15 protein-coding genes and 1 pseudogene are annotated in these 15,207 nt (G+C 63.5%); 11 read left to right on the top strand and 5 right to left on the bottom strand.

The genetic code is table 11. From position 1 onward, the window contains the following. The first annotated feature begins 82 nt into the window (after positions 1–82). The 4 genes from AC5P66_RS08940 to AC5P66_RS08925 all read left to right on the top strand — a co-directional run bounded on the left by AC5P66_RS08940 (position 83) and on the right by AC5P66_RS08925 (position 3,606). Positions 83–1,141, top strand: coding sequence for an alpha/beta hydrolase (locus AC5P66_RS08940; protein ID WP_495216231.1), 1,059 nt, complete (start codon positions 83–85; stop codon positions 1,139–1,141). Next, entirely contained in the window at positions 1,138–2,349 is a 1,212-nt protein-coding gene (locus AC5P66_RS08935; protein WP_495216230.1) for an MFS transporter, read from the top strand. The genes AC5P66_RS08940 and AC5P66_RS08935 overlap by 4 nt, the downstream gene beginning before the upstream one ends. 134 nt (positions 2,350–2,483) lie before the next feature. Beyond that, the gene (locus AC5P66_RS08930; protein WP_495216229.1) at positions 2,484–2,831 is read left to right on the top strand and encodes a cyclophilin-like fold protein; all 348 of its coding nucleotides are present in this window, start codon (positions 2,484–2,486) and stop codon (positions 2,829–2,831) included. 106 nt (positions 2,832–2,937) lie between these two features. Beyond that, complete coding sequence (locus AC5P66_RS08925; protein WP_495216228.1) at positions 2,938–3,606, top strand: carboxymuconolactone decarboxylase family protein; 669 nt, start codon at positions 2,938–2,940, stop codon at positions 3,604–3,606. On the opposite strand, the gene AC5P66_RS08920 is transcribed toward AC5P66_RS08925, so the two are convergent. Further along, the gene (locus AC5P66_RS08920; protein WP_495216227.1) at positions 3,582–3,824 is read right to left on the bottom strand and encodes a hypothetical protein; all 243 of its coding nucleotides are present in this window, start codon (positions 3,822–3,824) and stop codon (positions 3,582–3,584) included. The genes AC5P66_RS08925 and AC5P66_RS08920 overlap by 25 nt on opposite strands. A gap of 234 nt (positions 3,825–4,058) precedes the next feature. Between AC5P66_RS08920 and paoA the strand changes: the two genes are divergently transcribed. From paoA to AC5P66_RS08895, 5 genes are read left to right on the top strand one after another with little or no spacing between them, the layout of a single operon-like run. After that, positions 4,059–4,706 carry an aldehyde dehydrogenase iron-sulfur subunit PaoA gene (gene paoA / locus AC5P66_RS08915; protein ID WP_099560617.1) on the top strand — a complete coding sequence of 216 codons (648 nt, stop codon included), beginning with the start codon at positions 4,059–4,061 and terminating at the stop codon, positions 4,704–4,706. Beyond that, on the top strand, positions 4,703–5,653 hold the full coding sequence (locus tag AC5P66_RS08910) for an FAD binding domain-containing protein (RefSeq protein ID WP_087802615.1): 951 nt from the start codon (positions 4,703–4,705) through the stop codon (positions 5,651–5,653). Before paoA ends, AC5P66_RS08910 begins: the two co-directional genes overlap by 4 nt. Then, a complete protein-coding gene (paoC, locus tag AC5P66_RS08905) occupies positions 5,653–7,857 on the top strand; it encodes an aldehyde oxidoreductase molybdenum-binding subunit PaoC (protein ID WP_495216226.1) in 2,205 nt (734 codons plus the stop codon). Before AC5P66_RS08910 ends, paoC begins: the two co-directional genes overlap by 1 nt. Before the next feature lie 9 nt (positions 7,858–7,866). Continuing rightward, on the top strand, positions 7,867–8,928 hold the full coding sequence (locus AC5P66_RS08900) for an XdhC family protein (protein ID WP_495216225.1): 1,062 nt from the start codon (positions 7,867–7,869) through the stop codon (positions 8,926–8,928). Next, positions 8,904–9,530: a nucleotidyltransferase family protein gene (locus tag AC5P66_RS08895; protein WP_495216223.1), complete on the top strand. Its 627-nt coding sequence runs from the start codon at positions 8,904–8,906 to the stop codon at positions 9,528–9,530. Before AC5P66_RS08900 ends, AC5P66_RS08895 begins: the two co-directional genes overlap by 25 nt. Before the next feature lie 105 nt (positions 9,531–9,635). Here AC5P66_RS08895 and AC5P66_RS08890 read toward each other — a convergent pair whose 3' ends face one another. Both AC5P66_RS08890 and AC5P66_RS08885 read right to left on the bottom strand, forming a co-directional pair. After that, complete coding sequence (locus tag AC5P66_RS08890; protein ID WP_495216222.1) at positions 9,636–10,106, bottom strand: hypothetical protein; 471 nt, start codon at positions 10,104–10,106, stop codon at positions 9,636–9,638. Then, a complete protein-coding gene (locus tag AC5P66_RS08885) occupies positions 10,107–10,463 on the bottom strand; it encodes a hypothetical protein (protein ID WP_495216221.1) in 357 nt (118 codons plus the stop codon). A 591-nt stretch (positions 10,464–11,054) separates the two neighbouring features. On the opposite strand from AC5P66_RS08885, the gene AC5P66_RS08880 reads away from it, so the two are divergent. After that, complete coding sequence (locus AC5P66_RS08880; RefSeq protein WP_495216220.1) at positions 11,055–11,579, top strand: transporter; 525 nt, start codon at positions 11,055–11,057, stop codon at positions 11,577–11,579. Between the two features lie 61 nt (positions 11,580–11,640). Here AC5P66_RS08880 and AC5P66_RS08875 read toward each other — a convergent pair. Together AC5P66_RS08875 and AC5P66_RS08870 are read right to left on the bottom strand one after the other, a co-directional pair. Then, a pseudogene (locus tag AC5P66_RS08875) lies at positions 11,641–11,862 on the bottom strand (hypothetical protein); the annotation flags it as partial. Between the two features lie 72 nt (positions 11,863–11,934). After that, on the bottom strand, positions 11,935–13,683 hold the full coding sequence (locus AC5P66_RS08870; RefSeq protein WP_495216219.1) for an ATP-dependent nuclease: 1,749 nt from the start codon (positions 13,681–13,683) through the stop codon (positions 11,935–11,937). Between the two features lie 911 nt (positions 13,684–14,594). Here AC5P66_RS08870 and AC5P66_RS08865 point away from each other — a divergent pair. Then, on the top strand, positions 14,595–15,188 hold the full coding sequence (locus tag AC5P66_RS08865) for a hypothetical protein (protein WP_495216218.1): 594 nt from the start codon (positions 14,595–14,597) through the stop codon (positions 15,186–15,188). The last annotated feature ends 19 nt before the right edge of the window (positions 15,189–15,207 follow it).

Genomic DNA, 15,207 nt, shown 5'->3' with positions numbered 1-15,207 from the left:
GCATCAACTTTCAACCGGCTTATCGATATAGGGGCTGGGGCCTATCGTGGCGACCTGAGTCCCCAAGCGAGGCCATACGCCCGTGAAACGCACCACGCTGCTGTTGGCGCTGCTCGCCAGCCTCTACGTTCCAGCTTCGGCCATGGCCGCTGACGCATCGGTGCCGGCCCCGCCCCTTGGAGCCGACAACTTCTACCGCAGCCCAACGGTCAAGGGGGAGCGTGTGAGCTTCCACAACCAGTACCAGATGGAGGTGGTGGGTACGCTTTACCGCCCTCAAGGCCTGCCCGACGGCAGCCGCGCCCCCGCAGTGGTCGTTGGCCACCCGATGGGCGCAGTGAAGGAGCAGAGTTCCCTGCTCTACGCGCAGAAGCTGGCCGAGCAGGGCTTCGTCACGCTAGCGATCGATCTTTCCTTCTGGGGCGAGAGTGGCGGCGCACCGCGACACCTGGTGGCGCCGGAAATCTATTCGGACGACATCAGTGCGGCCGTGGATTTCCTGAGCACGCAGTCATTTGTCGACCCGGACCGCATCGGCGGCTTGGGCATCTGTGGCAGCGGCAGCTTTGTAATCAGTGCCGCCAAGATCGACCCACGCATCAAGGCCATCGCCACGGTCAGCATGTACGACATGGGCGCGGCAGCACGGCAGGGGCTGAACAGTGGCCAGTCGCTGGAGCAGCGCAAGGCGGTGATCCAGGCCGCAACAGACCAGCGTCTGGCCGAATTCAAGGGCGGGCCGCCGGTGTTCGTGCCTGGCACCGTGAACCACCTCGATGCTGACACGCCCGCCATCCAGCGTGAGTTCTTCGACTTCTACCGCACCCCGCGCGGCGCCTATACGCCAAAGGGTGACAAGGCCGAACTGACGACCCAGCCGCTCTTCAGCAGCCTGGTCAAATTCATGAACTTCTATCCCTTCAACGACATTGAGACGATCTCGCCCCGACCAATGCTCTTCGTCTCCGGCGACGTCGCGCATTCCCGCGAGTTCAGCGAAGACGCCTACCGAAGGGCAGGGCAGCCGAAGGAGATCTACTGGGTGAAGGGTGCTGGCCACGTGGATCTGTACGACCGCATCCAGCTGATTCCCTTTGACAAGCTGGCCAAGTTCTTCCAGCGCGGCCTGGCCGGGAAATGAGCCGCACCGACGCCCCCGCACATCGCGCCAACTGGGGCGGCGTGTTCGCAATGACGCTGTGCGTCTTCGCGTTGATCGCCTCGGAATTCATGCCGGTGAGCCTGCTCACTCCCTTGGCAGCAGACCTGGACGTGAGCGAAGGCCTTGCCGGCTACGGCATTGCCATTTCGGGTGTATTTGCGGTGTTGACCAGCCTGTCGATCTCGCGATTGGCGGGTAGCGTGAACCGCCGAACGTTGCTGTTGACCCTCACGGCGTTGATGGCGGTGTCGGGACTGGTGGTGGCGCTGGCCCAGAACTATCCGGTCTACATGACAGGCCGTGCGCTGATCGGCGTAGTGATCGGCGGCTTCTGGTCATTGTCTGCCGCAACCGCGATGCGGCTGGTACCGGAGGCCGAGGTCCCGCGAGCCTTGGCGATATTCAACAGTGGCAACGCCCTTGCAACGGTCATTGCGGCGCCACTGGGCAGCTATCTCGGCAGCATGATCGGATGGCGCGGCGCATTCCTCTGTCTTCTGCCGGTGGCAGCTGTCGCCCTGGCCTGGCAGTGGGTTTGTCTGCCGTCCATGGAAGCGGAGGAAGGCCGATCACACAGCGGAGTCGTCGTGTTGCTGCGGCGACGCGTGGTGGCACTGGGCATGATGGCCTGCGCTGCGTTCTTCATGGGGCAGTTTGCCCTGTTCACCTACGTGCGGCCGTTCCTGGAGCGGGTCACGCATGCTGGGGTACCTGCTGTTCCGTGGGTTCTGCTGGCGATCGGAGTGAGTGGTTTCGTGGGCACACTTGCCATCGGGGCATTCATCAGGCGCGGACTCTACCGCACGCTGGTGATTGTCCCCGCGCTCATGGCGCTGATTGCCGTCACTCTGGTTCCACTCGGGCCCCATCTTTGGCCGACCGCCGCACTGCTCTCGGCGTGGGGTCTGCTGGCCACGTCCGCACCGGTCGGCTGGTGGAGCTGGTTGGCGCGCACCTTCACCGACAATGCCGAGGCCGGCGGCGGGCTGATGGTTGCGGTGGTGCAGTGCTCCATCGCGCTTGGCGCCACCCTCGGCGGACTGCTGTTCGACAGCCTTGGCTTTGCCAGTACGTTTCTGGCCAGTGCGGGCATCCTGTTGCTTGCCGCGCTGCTTGCCTACGCCACTGCGGCTGATGATGTGCACACGTCAGCCGCGGGGATTGCCACACAGGCCCCGAAGCGATGACGCGCCTCACTTCCGTAGCGGCGAAGCTGCTCGTGCTCCTTGTTGCTTCTGGGGCGGTAGCAGCTTGCTCAGCCGCGCCCGATCATCCAGCCGTGGCTGCCGCCAGAACTGAGGCCAATCAGGAGATTCATCCCATGAAAATTCGACTGATCATCAATGATCAAGTGCTGTCAGCCACCCTGGAGGACAGCCTTCCTGCACGCGAGTTCATTGCTCAGTTGCCGCTGACCCTGCAACTTGAAGACTACGCCGCGACTGAGAAGATTGCGCAGCTGCCGCGCAGTCTGAACGTGGATGGCGAGCCGGAGGGAATCACGCCCGTGGCAGGTGATATGGCCTTCTATGCGCCTTGGGGAAACCTGGCGATTTTTCACAGGCCTTTTGGCTATTCAAAGGGTCTCGTAAGGCTGGGTCGCATCGAAGGAGGGCTGCAGCTCCTTCGCAAGACCGGGGCCGTAGAGGTCCGCATTGAGTCGTTCTAGAGGCTGGCTGCCCATCTTGGGGCCCAGCCTTCTTGCCAATCTGCTGGGCGCGGCGACGCTTGCTGCCGTTCCTGGTCAGATGGCTTTCGCACACGATGGAATAGCGATGCACACCAAATCAAATCAAGCCCCCACAACTGAACTGGATCCGCGCCGGAAAGCCATCATTCCGATCGGCGCCTTCGCAGCGGCCGGTGACTTGGATGGCCTTCGTCAGGCGTTGAACCAGGGCCTGGACGCGGGATTGAGTTTGGCCGAAACGCGAGAGCTCCTGATGCAGCTCTACGCTTATGCGGGGTTTCCTCGGAGCCTGAACGCGTTGAGCGAACTGATGAAGGTGGCGGATGCGCGTAGACAGCAGGGCATCCAGGATGACGCCGGCCGCGAGCCCCGCAAGCCGATTCCCACAGGCGATGCCTTGCTCGCTGCAGGCACGGCAAACCAGACCAGGCTGGCCGGCGCTCCTGTCTCAGGGCCTTTGTTCGATTTTGCCCCGCAAGCAAATCAATACCTCCGTACGCACCTCTTCGGCGACATCTTCGAGCGCGACAATCTTGATTGGCAAAGCCGCGAATTGGCTACGGTCAGCATGCTGGCCGCCATGTACGGGGTGGAGCCCCAATTGCAGTCCCACATTGGAATCAGCATGAACATCGGCCTGCGGCCGGAGCAGCTATACGATCTGGCCGATGTGCTTGAGGAGCGCGTCAGCCTCGATGCTGCCGAACGTGTTCGCATCGCGATTCAACGTCAGCTTGAGGTTCGAAAAGAATGATGGTCGGGAAAATGCTCCTTCGGCCTGCCTTGCGCGATGTGCTCGGCCACCAGCGGTTCCGGTGCGTATGCCAAGCCCAGGCCATCCAGTGCGGCATTGATGACGTGGGTCATGCCGTTGAAGACCAACGGCTCGTCGCCGCGCACGGTGAATTCCTTGCCCTTTTCTTCGAACTCCCAGGCATGGATCGCTCCGTCCGGGCGATGCCGGATGTGCATGCATCAGTGAGGAAGTGGCGCGGATCAGTGTCAGTGGCGCACTCTTGCCAGAGGCGGCGTTGAGGATGACCGGCCAGCAGGCTCGGCCGATGATGCCGGCGCGCCTCCGACCGACTTCACAGATCTGTACCCCGCAGATGGGCATAGTGCCCCTTGGGTAGTGTGAGCGCGTCCATCCAGCCACGGGGTTTGCCCGAACGCCAGGAGGTCACTGTGCCAAGTTGTGATGAAGGAATGAAGTTGACGCGTCGCCAGGTGATCGCCGGCGGCGTCACGACCGTGGCAATGTCCGCCGCACCGGGGGCATCATCGCTCGCCGCCGAACTGGCGGCGCCCCCGCCGCCCAGCCCGCCGGTCATCAGCACGGTGGCCTTGACCGTCAACGGCGAGCGGCGGGAGCTTGAGCTCGACACCCGGACCACGCTGCTCGATGCCCTGCGCGAACATCTGAAGCTGACTGGAACGAAAAAGGGCTGCGACCACGGTCAATGCGGCGCCTGTACCGTGCTCGTCAACGGTGAGCGCATCAATGCCTGCCTCAGCCTGGCGGTGCAGCACCAGGGCGATGCCATCACCACCATTGAAGGCCTCGGAACCCCCGATGACCTGCATCCGATGCAGGCCGCCTTCATCAAGCATGATGGCTACCAGTGCGGGTATTGCACGCCGGGGCAGATCTGTTCGGCGGTGGCGGTACTGGACGAGATCAAGCGGGGTGTCCCCAGCCATGTGCAGGCGGATGTCAGCGCACGGCCCCAGGCCACCAACATGGAAATGCGCGAACGCATGAGCGGCAACCTCTGCCGCTGCGGCGCCTATTCCAATATTGCCGAGGCGATGGCAGAGGTCGCTGGCGTGACCTCTGCAGGGAGGCGCTCATGAGGGCCTTCAGTTACGAACGCGCCAAATCCCCGGCCGAGGCCGCCAGGGCCGTCGCCGGTACCGAGGGCGCGAAGTTCCTGGCCGGAGGGACCAATCTGCTCGACCTGATGAAGCTGGAGGTCGAGACGCCAGCGCACCTGGTCGATGTGCAGGACATCGGCCTAGACAGGATCGAACCCACCGACGAAGGCGGCCTGCGCATCGGCACGCTGGTCACCAATACCGCACTGGCGTCGCATGAGCGCGTGCGCCGCGACTACGCGGTGCTGACCCGCGCGATCGTGGCAGGTGCTTCCGGGCAGTTGCGCAACAAAGCCACCACCGGCGGCAACCTGCTGCAGCGCACGCGTTGCCCGTATTTCTACGACCCCAATCTGCCCTGCAACAAGCGCCTGCCCGGATCCGGCTGTGGCGCACTCGAGGGGTTCTCCCGGCAGATGGGCGTGATCGGCACCTCGGACAGCTGCATCGCGACCTATCCGGGCGACATGGCGGTGGCCCTGCGGGTGCTGGACGCCTCGATCCAGACCGTCAGGGGTGACGGCAGTACGCGCAGCATCCCGATTGCCGATTTCCATCGTTCCCCCGGCGACAAGCCGCAGCAGGACAACGTGCTGCAGCGCGGTGAGCTGATCACCCACGTCACGCTGCCACAACCCCTGGGCGGTCGGCACGTGTACCACAAGGTACGGGACCGTGCGTCCTATGCGTTCGCACTGGTGTCGGTCGCCGCGGTCGTGCAGCGTGACGGCTCGGCGCGGTTCGCCTTCGGTGGGGTCGCGCCGAAACCGTGGCGCGTCGAGGCAGCCGAACCGCTGCTGCGCGACGGCGTAAAGGCCGCGACCCGGCAGGTGTTCGCCGGTGCCCGCCCGACGCGGGAGAACGCGTTCAAGATCGCGCTCGCCGAGCGCACTCTCGCAGCCGTGCTGGTGGAAGGAGAGCGCTGATGCCCCTTGAATTCAACGCCCCCGCCGGCGACAACCTGTTCGACAAGGCCAAGGTCGTCGGCAAGTCGACGCCGCGCATCGACGGTCCACGCAAGACCACCGGTACCGCCCCCTATGCCTACGAGCGCCATGACGTGGCGCCGAACCAGGCCTACGGCTACATCGTCGGTGCGGGCATCGGCAAGGGGCGCATCATTTCGATGGATGCCTCCCGCGCACGTGCCGCGCCCGGCGTGTTGGCGGTCATCACCGCACCGGAAACCAAGCCGGTCGGCAAATCGAACTGGAACAATGCACCGTTGTTCGGCGGAGCCGAGGTGGCCCACTACCACCAGGCCATCGCCTGCGTGGTGGCAGAGACCTTCGAGCAGGCCCGCGCCGCCGCGGCGCTGATCCGCACCCGCTACGAGCGCAGCAAGGGCCGCTTCGATTTCCCGGCCCTGGCACCGTCCGCGCCGCTGGCAAAGGGGCGTGACGGCAAGCCCGACCGGCAGGCGCTGGGCGATTTCGACACTGCCTACGCGAGCGCCGCGGTCAAGCTCGACGAGACCTACCACACCTCCGACGAAAGTCATTCGATGATGGAGCCGCACGCCACCATCGCCGCCTGGGAGGGTGACACGCTCACGCTGTGGACGGCGAACCAGATGATCGACTGGGCCAGGCAGGGCATGGCGGCGATCCTCGGCATCGATCCTGCCAAGGTGCGCGTGGACTCGCCCTATATCGGCGGCGGCTTCGGCGGCAAGCTGTTCATCCGTGCCGACGCGGTGCTGGCCGCGCTGGCGGCCAAGCAGGTCGGGCGGCCGGTGAAGATCGCGCTGCAACGCCCGTTGATGCCCAACAACACCACGCACCGGCACGCCACCCTCCAGCGCGTGCGGATCGGCTGCGGAAAGGACGGCCGGATCTCCGCCATCGCTCATGAGAACTGGTCGGGCAACATCAACGGCGAGGATGGCGAGAACGGCACCCTGCAGACGCCCAAGCTCTATGCAGGCGCCAACCGCCTGGTGGCCAACTACATCGCCACACTCGACATGCCCGAAGGCAATGCGATGCGCGCACCGGGCGAAGCACCGGGCCACATGGCGCTGGAAGTGGCGATGGACGAAATGGCTGAGAAGCTGGGTCTCGACCCGATCGCGTTCCGCATCCTCAACGAGCCCGAGGTCGTGCCCGGCGATCCGTCCAAGAAGTTCTCCGACCGCAACCTGGTGCGCTGCCTGCGCGAAGGCGCGGAGCGCTTCAACTGGAACAAGCGCAACCCGAAGCCGGCGCAGGTCAGGGAAGGGGACTGGCTGATCGGCATGGGCGTGTCTGCGGGCTATCGCGGCGCACCGACGATGAAGTCGGCGGCGCGGGTCCGGCTTGACGGCCAGGGCGGGGTGATTGTGGAGACCGACATGACCGACATCGGCACCGGCTCCTACACGATCATCGCGCAGACGGCAGCCGAGACCATGGGCGTGCCGCTGGACCGGGTCCAGGTGACCCTCGGCGACTCCCGTCATCCCGCCTCCGCCGGTTCCGGCGGCCAGTGGGGCGCGGCAAGCTCCACCGCGGGCGTGTACGCGGCGTGCGTCAGCCTGCGCCGCAAGGTGGGTGAGAAACTGGGCTTCGACGGCGACACCGCAGACTTCGCCAATGGCCGCATCCAGGCGGGTGGGCGGACGATCCAGCTGGCGGAGGCGGGGACACTGTCGGCGGAGGACGGCATTGCCTTCGGCGACTTCAAGCAAGGCTACGACGTCGGCACCTATGCAGGGCATTTCTGCGAGGTCGCCGTGCATGCCTACACTGGAGAGACGCGCATTCGTCGCATGCTTGCCGTATGCGATGGCGGCCGGATCCTGAATCCGCTGTCTGCACGCAGCCAGGTCATCGGCGGGATGGTGATGGGTGCGGGCGCGACCCTGATGGAGGAACTGGTGGTCGACAAACGGCTTGGCTTGTTCATCAACCACGACCTGGCCGGCTACGAGGTTCCCGTGCACGCCGACATCCCGTATCAGGAGGTGGTCTTCCTCGACACGCTGGATCCGGTGATCTCGCCGATGAAGGCCAAGGGTGTGGGCGAACTGGGCATCTGCGGGGTTGGCGCCGCGATCGCCAATGCGATCTACAACGCAACCGGCGTGCGCGTGCGCAACTATCCCATTACCCTGGACAAGCTGTTGCCCGGCTTGCCCGACGTGGGCTGACCCTTGCGCATGGACCGACCCGCAGCCTCGCCCACTCTGGAGGCCTCCGCCGCAGGCGAAGGGGAGCCCGGCGATCTTGCCGGGGACCTGTCGGCAGCGCCGGGCTTCCTCGCCGAAGGCAGCCCGCGCGGCGTACTCGAGACGGCCTTGACGCGCGTGCGCGCGGGGGAGCACGCCGTGCTCGCGCTGGTGCTGGAAACCGATGGCTCCACCTACGCCGGTGCCGGCGACATGGTGCTGTTCTGCAACGGCAGCCAGGTCGGCTGGCTGAGCGGCGGATGCCTGGAGCCCGAGCTCGCGCGACGCGCGGAGCAGGTGAGCGCGGCAGGGCGGGTCGACTGGATCGAGATCGACACCCGCAGTGACGACGACCTGTTGAGTGGGTCCGCGCTCGGCTGCCGCGGCCGGCTGCGGATTGCGCTCCTGCCGTTGCGTGCCATGGCCGGCATCGACGACGTCATCGAGGTCTGGCTCCGCGAGGGCGTGTCTCTCCAGCGCGACCTTCGCACGTCGGGGCAGGTCGTTTTCCGTGCCGGCCATCGCGAGCAGGCATGGCAGCTGCATCCGATGGACGGGGCGCAATCCTTTGGCGATGGCGCATGGCGTTTGCCGTTGCCCCGGCTTCCGCGGGCCCTGGTGTTGGGGGGCGGTCCCGAAACGCCCTTCCTGGTTCCGTTGCTGCGCGGCCTGGGGTGGCGGGTCAGCGTGGCCGAACGGCGAGCGCGCTGGGCCCCAGCCGGGCAGTACCCCGATGTGCATCTTCAGACCAACCCTGCAGAGGCCCTTCATGGCGACCCGTGCGACGCGGTACTGGTGATGCATCACGATTTCGAACTGGACCGGGAGGCGCTGGTGGCCCTGGCTGACACCAACGTCGCGTTCATTGGGCTGCTGGGTCCGCGGCGAAGGCGCGAGGACCTGTTCAAGCTGCTGACACCGGATCAGTGCCACCGCCTGTCCCCGAGACTTCGGTCACCGGTCGGCCTGAACATCGGCGGCCGAGGGCCAGAGGCGATTTCGCTCAGCATCGCCGCGCAGCTGCAGCAATGGCGAAGCGCGCACGGCAGGTGACTGACGCGCATGCGGTCGTCGTGCTGGCTGCCGGCGGGAGCACCCGACTTGGCCAGCCCAAGCAGCTTCTGACCCGGCAGGGCGAGACCCTGGTACATCGCGTGGTGCGGTTGGCGCGCGAGCTCGCGCCAGCGCAGGCCCTGGTCGTGGTTGGCGCGAACGCACAGGCAGTGACATCCAGCATTGCCGGGCTGGATGCTACCCCGGTAACCAACCACCACTGGGAACGCGGCCTGGCGAGCAGCCTGCAGGTTGCCGGCGCGCACCTGCTGCCCACGGTGACCGCGGTGATGGTCGTGGCATGCGACCAGCCCGCGATCGAGCGCTCCCATCTGCAGGCGCTGCTTTCGGGTGCCCGCGCCGCAGCGTCAACGTGCGCGGGCACCCGCCACGGAAATGCGCTTGGCGTTCCCGCAGTAGTGCCGCGCGCCTGGTTCACGCCCGTCCGTGCAGCCGGTGACCGCGGCTTCGGAGCGCGCCTGCGGCAACTTCCTGTCGATACGGTGCATGTCCTACAGGCACCGGAACTCGGCCTGGATATCGATACGCCAGAGGATCTTGCGCGTGCGCGCGATGCGGGCTGGATCGATGCCGGGAGGTGACCCGCATGGTCATTGGGCCAATGCCTGTCGCGCAGGTGACGAGCGGCAGGGCTGGAGCTCGAACCCTCGCAGGCCCGCAGCCCTGTAGAGTCGAGCCACGCTCGACTACGGCACGCCACATCGCGCCCCATCAGGCACATCACCAGCAAGAATCTGCAGCACCCGATCCAACAGAACAGGCTCCGGCACGTCAGCCAGTACCTGCTCCAGGTAATCCAACGGCTCCAACTGCCATTGGAGGAGCGCCCGCAACCGCACAACGGCGGGCGTCCGCTGCCCCGCGTCCAGCGAGACCTGCAACAGCAGATGGTGCGAGTGCCTCTCCAGCCAGAGCACGGGTATGCCCCGGCAATGAATCTGGAACTCGGCATCTCGGCGCCGCTCGACGAACTGAAAGCCCTGTCGTGGCCGATCCTCCACGAACTGCATGGCTTGGCGGCGCAACTGCAGAAAGCGATCGCCGGGGATGCTGTGGAATCCGATAGGCGAGGGCTTCGGCGGTGCCAGCCACTGCGTCTGTGCCGCAACCACCACCACAAGACAGAGCGCGGTGGCCGCCCAGCGCCACCAGGCCACTCAGCCCTCCGGATGCAGTCGGGTACTGGCGTGTGCGGTAAGGCCGATTCCGGCCATGATCAGGCCCTCCATCACGCGCGGGCCGACGTATTGCTCCAGCTCGCCGTTCTCGCGGGCGCGCTGCGCGGCCAGCAGGATCTCCAGCACCACCCGAAGACCCGCCAGCGAGCAGTCGGTATCCGCCAGGGCGATGCGTCGGCCGGGCATCTGATGGCGTTCAGGCCACGGCTGGCCATCGGAGGCGGCGCCGGAGCCGATGCTGTGCAGCAGGGCGATAAGGGTGTTCGGGTCCAGCGCCGGGCCGTTGGCAGGCGCGTCGTGGATGGGGTGCGGGGCAGGGGAGTGGGGCTGGTTCATGGCAGGGCTCCTTGCGTGCATGCAGAAGCCGCCACCGATAAAGGTGGCGGACGGTGCGAGGTTCGAAACCCGGTCTACGCTAAAACCGGCAGGCACAAGGCCTCCGCGCACCGCCCGCCATAGCCGGCCGACGGATTGCCAGCCGGCACCACCTGATGGGTGATGCCGGCTGGCAAGCGTTTACTTCAGCGTAGAACCGGGGTTTCGAATCCCGACCACCGATGCACGGTGGCACAGCAAGGAATACGCGGACCTATGCGTGATGCCAATGCAGTAAGGCCGATGCCGACACCACTTTCAACATTTTCAGAATCGTTGCATACCACGCAATGAGACTGGAGCCTTGCACTGCAATGCTATCGGCGATGTCGGTGGTGCAAGTCTGCCGAGTGTCGGTATCCGCCCGGCGAGGTTGTGAGCGAGGCAGTTGCGACAGGCCTGTCCAGCAATGCGCTACCAATTGCGCGTGACGCGTCACGTTAATAGGTGAAATCTGCGAAGCAAAGCGCTGCGTGTCACCATGTGGCGGGGCGGATCATCAGCACAATGCCCCTTGGTACCTCATGGACACATCGGCCCAAGAAGGTTTTCATGTCTGGCATGACTGACGGGCAGCAACTACGCAACGCGCAATGGGGCAAGGTGTCGCGCCTGTTCAAGCCTGCGATGATCATTAGCGCGGCGCTGACGGCAAGCGCAGAAACGTTCTATCGCACAGGGGCGTACCCGCGAGCCATCTTCGAGGCGGGCAGCACTGATGTTCGAACCTGGTTGTATGTGGCATTGATGTACCTGATCGCCCTTCCAGTGCTGTTTCTTTGGATGAGACGACTGCTCGCAGGCTATCCCATGCCATGGAGCCCGCCACTCAAGCGCTGGTTGCTGGGCGCGTTCTCCCTGATCCTCTGCAGCGGAATGATCATGCTGCCTGCCATCGTGCTGACTGTTGGAGGCAGCGCTGCAGGTCGCGGCAAAGGGCTGTATCAGCTGTTCACCGGCAATCTGTTCGGCACATTCCTTGTGGGAACGGTGCTCGCCTACGGAGCGGCCCTGGGTGCATGGCTGCTGTTTATCGGAACCCCCAGGCTGCTCTTCCCCAGGCCGGGCTCGCGCTAGGCCCGCTGCGATAGTTTTCTGGAAGTGCAGGTGTTCGAGCCCGCCACCTGCTGCCGGGTCGTCAGTGGCCCTTCAACGCCGCCTTGGTTCGCTCCAGCCATGCGGCATTGTGGCTGCGCGCGTGGCGCGACCAGTGCTGGGCATCGTCGGGTTGCGGCTGCGCCATCAGCCATTCGGCGTAGAGGCAGCGAGCGGCCGCATCGTTTCTGCATTCCACGGCGCGCTCGAATGCGGCGCGGGCTCCTGGTGCTTGGGTAGCCGCCAATGCCTGAGCGTAAAGAAGGGCCTATTCCAGCTTACGGCGTGTTCCGGGCTGGGTCATGAATAGGTGCTTGGCGCGGCTGAAGGAGAAGGACTAGGCGTTCCACTTATGGATCGTGCTAATGAGTGCCTTCATACGCTCGGCCCAGTCAAAGCGCGCCCCCATGTTCGCTGATGTGGTGTGCTCGCGACAGGCGAGGGCCAGCTCAACCTTATCGATAGTCGCTCGATTGAGCTTTGCTTCCACGTAAGACGCCCCCTTCTTAGCCTTGCTCGCGCTCGGGAAGAACAGCTCAAATTGGGCCGGATCAGGCGGATCAGATTTCATGGCGAGTGCCTTACCAATCACCGAGCCAGGTAGGTATGTCTCAATTTCTTTGCCGGCCGTCACCCACGCGTATCCATTCGGAAGCTGTGCGACCTCCTCTTGCGCTTTGATAACCCGCGGCTTTAGTGTGGAAGCTCTGGATGATCGATCGCTGTCGCAGACCAAAGCAGCATTGCGGTTCAGCCGGAGAAGCTGAATGAGCTCTTCTGGATTTGGCCCTGTTGGATCCCCGAAGCTTGTGCGAGCCAGGAGCGATCCCCCGTAAAAAGCGCAAGCATAGTCACGGCCTTCCAAAATACTGCCTGCCGAGAACATCTCAATCCAGTAGTTGAGATATATCGCATCTGATGGCCCTTCGACCCAGATGATGCCATTCGACTGCAAGATATCAGACGCGCGCGCCCCCAGGTCACCGACTACCTGGGAATGATCAAAGTGTGCGGAAATCGTCTGGGTCGAGGCAGCGGTGCCATCATGCGAAACTCGCACGAACTGAGCGTGATCCGAACGACTGAACTGGTCTAGAGTTGCACTGGAGTGAGTGGTGAAGAAGATGGTGCAGCCGTTCTCGACGGCAAACTCGTCAATGTATTTCAGGAGACGCCGGAGTAGGGAAGGATGAAGGTTGTTCTCCAGCTCTTCAAACGCAAACACGTAGTCGCTCGCAACTTTGCCCTCCAGCATCGGGACGATCAGAAGATTCAGAAGCACTAAGATGACGGTTTTCAGGCCGCTGCCGGAACTACTGAGCGGGACAAGCCCCTTGAGGGCTTCTTCCAAGAAGATCTCCCACTCCCCGGTTGACTGCTGATGCACCGAGATTGCAGAGAATGAGCCATCCGGGCCGAATACATGGTTAAGCGCTCCTCGCAATTCGCTTTGGACGAGGCGCCGCGTCACCATGATGTTGTCCGCCCGAATGAGGTGGTCACGGATGATGTTCGTCGCGCCTTGCCCGTCTGATCCAAGAGCAAGATTTGCGGCGGCAGGCTCATTTCGGATGTCGCGATCAGCGAGCATGTGGCGGAAAACCTTGTCGGCAAATGGGCCCCGAAGTCGCCTCACTGCCTTGCTAAGCTCCACCTCTGTCGCTTCGTTAACTGGATGAGGGAGAGTTCTGCCCCATGCATCTGGTCTTTCCTTCGCCTGATAGGAAAGCTCATTCACGACCTCGTGCGCGCTCTCGATCCAACTAACTGGGGTGTCGACGAACCGCAGTCCGTGAAAAGTCCAGTTGCTTTCAGTGTTTGGAACGCCTAAAGCGCTTGAACGATGAGAATTGGCAAAAACGCTTTGCAGCGCTACTTCGTCGAAGGTGCCAGTGAGCCGATACGAAGCAGGAAGGCGCGACTTGTTGCGATCCGGAGAGCAAAGGCTCTGGACCAATTTCAGCAACTGCGATTTTCCGGTGTTGTTGCGCCCGATGATGACGTTGATCAGCTTGAATTCGTCGAAGCCGCAGAACTCCGTGGTAAAGCAGCTCAGACTTTTGATCTTGACCCCAGTGATGGGCATGGCATTCCTTGCAAATTTGGCCTTAGATGAGGCGTCGCAAAATGAGCCGCGGGATTCGCCATGGTCCCGCCTGCCTGGAAGTATCCCATCACTCTCGACTCTGGTGGGGATTCGTGAGGGGGGAGGGGCGGGGAGTGCATGGAAGACGCCAACAGATAGCGCGATCCAGCAGTAGCGGTCGCCTTGATAGGCATCCTGTGGCTGGGACGGCTGTTCCTGATCAAACCTTCCAGCGCACAGGCTCCGAAGAAGGAAGAGCAGGAGGCCGGTGCTTTGCCGGCGGCAGGTGCCCTGGCGCCCTTGGGTGGGGCATGCCGGCGGCACGGCTCTTATGGGGACATTCCCGGAATCGAAGCCATACCCGCCCAGCTTTTGAGGCGTGATGCATCACGCAAATCACAGGGTTCGAGTACCATCCCCCCAATCTGGAGGGGGAATATGGACATTCGACTCGGGGCGATATGCATGTTGCTGGTCGTTACAGGCGCGGTGTCAGCGCAGCAAATTCATTCAGCGAGAGGCCCCGCGCCAAAGCCAATACCAGCAGCGCCCAAGGCGGCGTACAACTCAATGACTAAGACCACGACACCGTTCAACTGCGAGCAGTATCGCTGGCCAAATCATCCGCATCCAGGCATGAAGTCACTCTGTGACGGGTTTGAGGCTAATGCGCTTCAGCAGGAATCCAGGCAGGCGGGGCGCCCAAGTCCATCTACTGAGGTGGTGACGCTACCTGCGCTGGGTACTGGCGCAGCCAAACGCTCGGGGATGGCCTGTATCGGTGGCCAAGCGATGCGGAGACTGCCGAACGGCTGGGAACAGGTTTCGTCGCCTTCGGGTGGCTGGCTGCGTTGCCGTGAGCGATAGGCAACGTGCACATTCACGCAAATAGGCTGAAACAGGGGGAAGGGATGGATATCTGGAACGAAGCTTTCGTTGGCGCGGTTATTGGCGCCGTCATTGGTGGTGGCGCTTCGCTGCTTGGAACTTGGTTGACCCTTAGATCCCAGCGAATGCAAGCTGCCGATGATTCAAGGTCGCTGGTCAGGGCAACGCTTCAGGCGGTCCATGTTGAAGTCCGAACCGTGCACAGGCTCTATGAGCTAACTATGACGGTTCGCATTGAACAACTACCCGAGGGTCAACCGCTCCAGATTCACTATCCGATCGCCGAGGACTACTTCACCGTATTTCGGGAGAACGCCGACCATATTGGGCACGTACCTGATGTTGAGCTACGCACCGCGATCATAGAGTGCTACGCGCTTACCAAATCGCTGATTGACACGTATCGGTTCAACAACGAGTTGGTCGGACTGCATGAAGCGGCTCACTTGGAATTTATGCGAAATCCCTCGGAGGCCAATCGTGCAGAGGTTCAGCAGCGCGTCGAAGCCATGGTGTTGTATACAGACTCAATTCGGGCTTCGCATAGGCGTGCGGTTGATAGTTTCCGAAGGCTGGACGTGATGCTCATCGCGGCGCTTGCGAAACCGGTCGCCTGATGGGCTGTAGGGGCAGCGC

Source organism: Stenotrophomonas sp. YJH_SMC_122, from assembly GCF_059369535.1.
The sequence above is the reverse complement of the archived record's forward strand: the minus strand, read 5'-3'. Positions and strand labels throughout refer to the sequence as shown.